Origin of the sequence: Microcoleus sp. BM001215392 (genome assembly GCF_036700185.1) — a bacterium.
GTDB lineage: Bacteria > Cyanobacteriota > Cyanobacteriia > Cyanobacteriales > Microcoleaceae > Microcoleus.
The window spans coordinates 1-5,251 of the sequence record NZ_JAUBOJ010000462.1 but is presented as its reverse complement, the minus strand read 5'-3'; the positions used below and the strand labels follow the sequence as shown (position 1 = coordinate 5,251).

The 5,251-nt window shown below is 46.7% G+C and carries 4 protein-coding genes; 3 read left to right on the top strand and 1 reads right to left on the bottom strand.

All coding sequences use genetic code 11. The annotated features are described in order from the left end of the window. Nucleotides 1-230 precede the first annotated feature (230 nt). On the bottom strand, nucleotides 231-707 hold the full coding sequence (locus QT974_RS30715) for a hypothetical protein (protein ID WP_333472160.1): 477 nt from the start codon (nucleotides 705-707) through the stop codon (nucleotides 231-233). 196 nt (nucleotides 708-903) lie between these two features. On the opposite strand from QT974_RS30715, the gene QT974_RS30710 reads away from it, so the two are divergent. The 3 genes from QT974_RS30710 to QT974_RS30700 all read left to right on the top strand — a co-directional run bounded on the left by QT974_RS30710 (nucleotide 904) and on the right by QT974_RS30700 (nucleotide 5,124). Beyond that, nucleotides 904-2,367 (top strand): folate/biopterin family MFS transporter, encoded by a 1,464-nt coding sequence (locus QT974_RS30710; protein WP_333472159.1) that lies wholly within the window; start codon nucleotides 904-906, stop codon nucleotides 2,365-2,367. A gap of 125 nt (nucleotides 2,368-2,492) precedes the next feature. Then, a complete protein-coding gene (locus QT974_RS30705) occupies nucleotides 2,493-3,989 on the top strand; it encodes a carotenoid oxygenase family protein (protein ID WP_333472158.1) in 1,497 nt (498 codons plus the stop codon). Nucleotides 3,990-4,221: 232 nt separating this feature from the next. Then, on the top strand, nucleotides 4,222-5,124 hold the full coding sequence (locus QT974_RS30700; protein WP_333472157.1) for a DUF4436 family protein: 903 nt from the start codon (nucleotides 4,222-4,224) through the stop codon (nucleotides 5,122-5,124). Nucleotides 5,125-5,251 lie beyond the last annotated feature (127 nt).

Genomic DNA, 5,251 nt, shown 5'->3' with positions numbered 1-5,251 from the left:
TTTGAAGCCTGAAGAAGCATGACCGCATATAAGTTATTAGTTATAATCTCATATTAATTGCGGTCATGCTTCGCCCCTACAGATATATTTTCAAAACCCAGATGCACCTTTCGTTCATTTTAAATTATAATAAAGTGCGCAGTACGCACCCTACAATAATTTATCACTCAGCAGAGGCGGACTTGGTTGCTAGTGGAACAGGCGTCGGGCCGGTGGTTCTTCGCGGTTGGTTATTCCAAAGGTTTCAAAGTAGTAGGATTTTCGCGAACAGGCTTAACAAAACGGCTGTTAGCCCGCACAAAACAATTACCCTTATCCGTGGAAATAGGCAACCAAGGCTTACCCTGAGAGTCAGCAATCATAATTTGATTAGCATTATTTCCAGTCACCGCTTGCAACCGTTTTCCGCGCCGAAAAGTAGTCACCACAGGCCACTGCGAAACATTGTGTTTATTTTTTGCAAATAACTCATCTGGTGCATCAAGAGCATCTACAGAGATCGATCGAAATCGCTGAGCCATGCGGCAATTTAACCCTTGAGAATCCGAGTCAACAACCACCCAATTCACCTGTCTATTTCCCCGCTGTCTCACAGGCCCAGGATAATCACCTTGCTGGTTAGCAACAGGTAAAGCCAAGGCTAAATTAGCCCCCGCTCCTAAAATCCAAGCTACTGCCAGAGAAACAATTCTAATTTCTGCTTTCATTGCTACAAAAAATCATTAAATTCAGATTAATTACAATCCTAGCAACCTCTGCGGGCGATCGTCCAAGTGCTAATTGCTGGAACCCTTGCTTCCCTTGGACTTCTGAGAACTGTCAACTGTCAGCTCTCACCTGTCAACTGTCAACTCATTAAGAATGTGTTATAAATATTGAGATTCATTAAGAAATATTGCTCAAATGCTCCTTTCCCCCTCTGGCGCCAGCAAACTCAAAGAATCTTTAAAAGAAAAAGTATTCTTCGGGAATGAGCCAACCCCCGAGCTCATAGCCATCTTACTGATTTACTTCGTCCAAGGCATCCTCGGACTAGCCCGCTTAGCCGTCAGCTTCTTCCTCAAAGACGAACTCGGCATGACTCCCGCCGAAGTCTCAGCCATGCTAGGTGTCGTCGCCATACCTTGGATTATCAAGCCCCTATTCGGCTTCATGTCCGACGGGTTGCCCATATTCGGCTACCGCAGACGGCCTTACATCGTCCTCTCCGGGCTGTTGGGAACCGCAGCATGGGTGGGGATGGCAACAGTCGTACACACGCCCTTAGCCGCTACAGGGGCGATCGCCCTTAGTTCTCTTTCACTAGCCGTCAGCGACGTAATCGCCGACTCCCTAGTAGTAGAAAGAGCCAGAAAAGAAACCGTTAGCGATGCCGGTTCCCTGCAATCCTTGTCTTGGGGAGCATCAGCCCTCGGCGGACTAATTACCGCCTACCTCAGCGGTTCCCTGCTGCAACACTTCAGCACCCAAACCATCTTTTTGATCACCGCATCTTTCCCGCTAATTGTATCAGCAACAGCCTGGTTAATTGCCGAAGAAAAAACCAACAAAAAAACCGACTTTGCCACAGTCAAAGACCAATTAAAACAACTGCGGCAAGCTGTTACCCAAAAAACAATTTGGTTGCCCACCGCTTTTCTATTTCTGTGGCAAGCCACACCAAGCTCCGATTCCGCCTTTTTCTTTTTCACCACCAACGAATTAGGCTTTCAACCCGAATTTCTCGGACGAGTGCGCCTCGTCACCAGCATAGCGGCCCTCGCAGGCATCTGGCTGTTTCAGCGCTACCTCAAAGCAATTCCATTTCGAGTAATTTTCGGCTGGTCAACAGTCATTGCAAGTGCCTTGGGCATGACTACATTATTATTAGTAACTCATGCCAACAGAGCCTTAGGAATTGACGACCAATGGTTCAGCATCGGAGACAGCCTGATCCTGACAGTAATCGGACAAATTGCTTATATGCCAGTGCTGGTACTATCAGCGCGGTTGTGTCCTCCAGGCGTCGAAGCCACCTTATTTGCAGTGCTGATGTCTGTCACCAATTTAGCAGGAATTATTTCCTACGAAGGCGGTGCAATTTTGACACACTGGCTCGGAATTACCGATCGCAATTTCGACAACCTCTGGCTGCTAGTAGTCATCGCCAACCTCTCCACACTGCTACCCCTCCCCTTCTTAAACTGGCTCCCGGCAGAAAGTACAGAAAGTGGCGATCCAAATTACCAACAATCTCTCCCAGTATTAGAACCTGAACTGGGCTGTGCCAAACCAGGCGGACAACATTTCATGCCCGAATACTTTCCCGACTTAGTACCAACATCAATTCCCGAAAACCGCACAGTAGAAAAACTCAGCCAATCCTAATTCATCTGCGTTCACCATGGTTTTTATGGGAGGCTTTAGCTTTACATTCTCCTCTTGAAAACTTCGCACTCAACTGTCAACTGTCAACTGTCAACTGTCAACTGTCAACTGTCAACTGTTTACCCATGCAAAAACTCCAAATTCCCCAACCTCAAACAGTAGCCCCAAACTTATCATACGATCGCAAAGACTGGCAGCGCGGCTACGAATCCCAACCCAACGAATCCGACTACTGGATTGACGACATCGAAGGCGAGATTCCAGAAGGCTTACAAGGCACATTCTTTCGCAACGGGCCCGGATTGTTGGATGTCAACGGCTCGCGCATCCACCACCCCTTTGACGGCGACGGCATGATTTGTGCGATCGCAATTTCAGAAAAACGCGCCCATTTCCGCAACCGATTCGTGCACACCGAAGGCTATCTCGCCGAACAAAAATCAGGAAAAATCCTGCACCGAGGCGTATTCGGCACACAGAAACCCGGAGGCTGGTTAGCCAACATCTTTGATGTCAAAATCAAAAACATCGCCAACACCAACATCATTTATTGGGGCGACAAACTGCTAGCACTCTGGGAAGCAGCACAGCCCTACAGACTCGACCCCCGCAGCCTAGAAACCCTCGGATTAGACACCCTAGACGGCATCTTGCAACCCGGTGAAGCCTTCGCAGCCCACCCCAGAATTGAAAAAGGGAAAAATGGCAAAGGAGACAGATTAGTCAACTTTTCCGTCAAGCCCGGTTTGTCGAGTACAATCACGATTTACGAACTCGACGAAAGCGGCAAACTTTTACAAAAACACGCCCATGCAATCCCGGGTTTTGCCTTCCTCCACGACATGGTAATTACCGAGAATTACTGCATATTCTTCCAAAATCCTGTCAGTTTCAATCCGCTACTTTTCCTATTAGGATTTCGGAGTGCAGCGCAGTGCATTCAATTTTCGCCAAACAAGCCCACCCAAGCAATCTTAATTCCGCGCAACGGCACTGACGAGGTAAAGATATTAGAAACCGAACCTTGTTTTGTGTTCCACCACTGCAACGCTTGGGAAGAAAACGGCGAAGTTTTTGTAGATTCAGTTTGCTACGAATCATTCCCCACTGTCGAACATGACGGCGATTTTCTGGAGATTGATTTTGACACCATTCCCGCCGGAGAATTGTGGCGGTTCAAGTTAAATCTGCAAGACAAAACCGTACAGCATCAAGTTATTGAAACTCGTTGCTGCGAGTTTCCGACTTTGCATCCGAATAATGTCGGACAACCTTACCGATATCTTTACATCGGCGCGGCTGACTCTCCCACTGGGAATGCTCCTTTGCAAGCTATTCTTAAAGTAGATTTCTTGACAAGTGAGAGGCAACTTTGGAGTGTAGCGCCGCGCGGTTTTGCGGGGGAACCCGTTTTTGTTCCCCGTCCCGATGCTGTGGCCGAGGATGACGGTTGGCTGCTCGTTTTGATGTATGATGCGGCTAATCATCGATCGACCTTAGCGATTCTAGATGCCCGCGACATCACCAAAGGCCCCGTAGCGCGCCTGCATTTTAAACAGCACATCCCCTACGGCTTGCACGGTAGCTTTACACCAAACGTACTGCTTCCTATCGGTTCGTAGTTGCGCGTTGATTCGCCTGGTTATTGCGCCGATAGCGACAGCCCGCCGGGGGTTTCAAACCCCCGGCTCACAGCGAAAGTCCTCTCAAAGAGGACTAAAACCAAAATTTATTATTTATCGAGTTTATTTAGTCGGTTTTAACCGACTGTCTTCTATTAGCCAGGGGTTTAAACCCCTGGCGGACTGCGGGGAGTGCTAAGCACAATTCAAGATGTAAAAAATTCCATAATTAATGCCAACAATCAACAAATTCAATCTAAAAAAAATACTTATTTTAATTTGCACCATCGCCGTAAGTTTAGCAATTATCTTATCTATTTACTCTCACAATGCTAATGCCCAAGAGCCTTACAGCCCCTCTCCAGATAGCGCTGTAGCCCCGAAAGGCTTGGTTGAGATCAAAATGACCGTAATTGGCGTAGACCCGATTAAAAACGAATTAGAAACCCGCTTGCAGTTCGAGCTTAAAGGTATTTATAAAAAAGGGCCGACTTACCCAGCTCAAGACTTGTTAATGACAGTTAACGGTGCCAATATCGAGGATTCGGAAATTAGCTTTAAAGAAGGCAAACCGATGATTGTCCCGGCATTAAAATTTAACTTAGTCAAGGGAAAAATCAACAATTATCCCTTTGACACGCACATTGCGAAAGTAGCTGTTTCAATTGACCCGCTGGCTTCGATTGGCAAAAAGTTTGCTCCCTTTCAACTAAATCCCGTGCCGCTGGAATTTAAATTTAATGCCGATGTTCCCGGCTTCGACATCAGTTATAAGCCGATGGAAGAGAATTCATCTATTTTTATTTATATCGATGTTTCAGCAACGCGATCGCTCCCGGTAAAATTTTTTGCCATAGTGATTATTGTGATTATGTGGGTGCTGTCAATCATGGCGCTGTTGCTAGCATTAAAGGTGATGAAATCGGGGAAGTTACCGGAAGTCGGAATGCTGAGTTGGACTGGTGTGATGCTGTTTGCTTTTCCCGGTATTCGCAACTCTCAACCGGGAGTTCCGCCCGTGGGAACTGCTAGCGATTTCCTGTCGTTTTTTTGGACGGAAATGATCGTTGTGGTAGCGTTGGTGATTATCGGTAGCTGTTGGTTGAAGCGCTATCATCCGCCACTTGATGATTAATATTGTTTATAAAAAATATGGCTGCTAAAAAAAATTGGCTTGTTTCCATGCACCATAATTATCAGGGGGTGTATCTGGTTTTTGAAGAGGGCGAAGCATGACCGCAGATAAGTTATTAGTTATAATC

What these genes read in the sequence shown, in the direction of transcription:
- QT974_RS30715 (WP_333472160.1), bottom strand. Translation starts at nt 707, where the DNA reads ATGAAAGCAGAAATTAGAATTGTTTCTCTGGCAGTAGCTTGGATTTTA.
- QT974_RS30710 (WP_333472159.1), top strand. Translation starts at nt 904, where the DNA reads ATGCTCCTTTCCCCCTCTGGCGCCAGCAAACTCAAAGAATCTTTAAAA.
- QT974_RS30705 (WP_333472158.1), top strand. Translation starts at nt 2,493, where the DNA reads ATGCAAAAACTCCAAATTCCCCAACCTCAAACAGTAGCCCCAAACTTA.
- QT974_RS30700 (WP_333472157.1), top strand. Translation starts at nt 4,222, where the DNA reads ATGCCAACAATCAACAAATTCAATCTAAAAAAAATACTTATTTTAATT.